We start from the raw sequence: 1,250 nt of genomic DNA on the forward strand, positions 1-1,250 counted from the left end.
GGCGGTCTCAAGGAACAAGTGCAACAGTCAGTTAATTTTTCTGAGCATGCTAATCACGAAACTGGGCATTCCCGCCTCCGAAACATCGTTACCACTTGGCGTCTGAACGAACCTAGCCTACCTGACTAAGCACAATTTCCACTGCCAAGGGCTTAGCTGAGCCATGATCAAACCCTTTGGTCGCTGCAGCAGTGGCTATACACACCCCCCCCTCCATCGCTTAAACAATGGCTATACATACCCCCCCCTCCATCGCCGATGTGACGGCCTGGAATGACACGATAGAAACGCCCATTAGATGCATCCACCAGGTAGCTTGGCGGGGACGGGGCTTGCTCTTACCGGTCAGTTTATCGTTTCAAGCTTGTTGGTCGCGGAAAACTGAAGATGATCCACCAGCACCTCAACCGGAAATTTCCAGCCCAGTGTCTGACGGGGTCGGGTGTTGAGCAAATCAGCGATTTCGTCCAGTCGTGCCTGCGTCACCAGAGAGAGATCTGTGCCTTTTGGGAGGTACTGACGTAACAAACCGTTCGTATTTTCATTGCTACCACGCTGCCAAGGCGAGTGTGGATCGGCGAAATAAATCTTCATCCCCGTGCGCGCAGTGATTTCGGCATGACGAGCCATTTCGCTGCCTTGATCATGGGTCATGGTTTTTAGTAGCGATGGCGCCATCCGCGACATTTCCCTCACAATGGCTTCCGCCGCCGCCTCAGCGGTAGGCCCTTCGAGTTTGGCGAGAATCACATAACGGCTCGTGCGTTCGACCATTGTGGCAACCGCAGAGCGATTATTGGCGCCCATGATCAGATCACTCTCCCAATGCCCTGGAACCAGACGGTCTGCAACTTCTGGTGGTCGTAGGTGAATACTCAGCTGCGCAGGGTAGCGTTCTCGACGCACATTGCTCTGGGTTCGCTTGCGACGTTTGCCATCAGCCTGCCGCAAATAACTGATCAGCTGACGCTTCAGTTCTCCGCGTGGGTAGGCATAGATAGCGAGGTAGATCGTTTCGTGGCTCACATGTCGCTCGGGTTGGCCGGGCCAGATACTGCGTAGTCTGCGGGCAATTTGTTGCGGTGACCAGCCGATGCGGAGCATTTCGACGACCACTTGAAATAGCTCTGAGTCTGGAGATAAACGCCGCTGACGGCGAGGCACATGTCGAAGCTGTTGAGCCCTGCTGGTAGCTTGTATGGCGTCATAGTGAGACTGCTGGGGGGTGCGTTTGATCTCACGACTAATGG

Annotated in this window: 1 protein-coding gene; it reads right to left on the reverse strand. The window is 54.6% G+C overall.

Going from position 1 to position 1,250, the window contains the following annotated elements; translation table 11 throughout:
- Positions 1-345: 345 nt before the first annotated feature.
- Positions 346-1,250, reverse strand: a 905-nt coding sequence (locus tag CJU81_RS23500) for an IS30 family transposase (protein WP_217902774.1), incomplete at its 5' end; no start/stop codon positions are given.

The organism is Pseudomonas fragi, assembly GCF_002269505.1.
Classification (GTDB): Bacteria; Pseudomonadota; Gammaproteobacteria; order Pseudomonadales; family Pseudomonadaceae; genus Aquipseudomonas; species Aquipseudomonas fragi_D.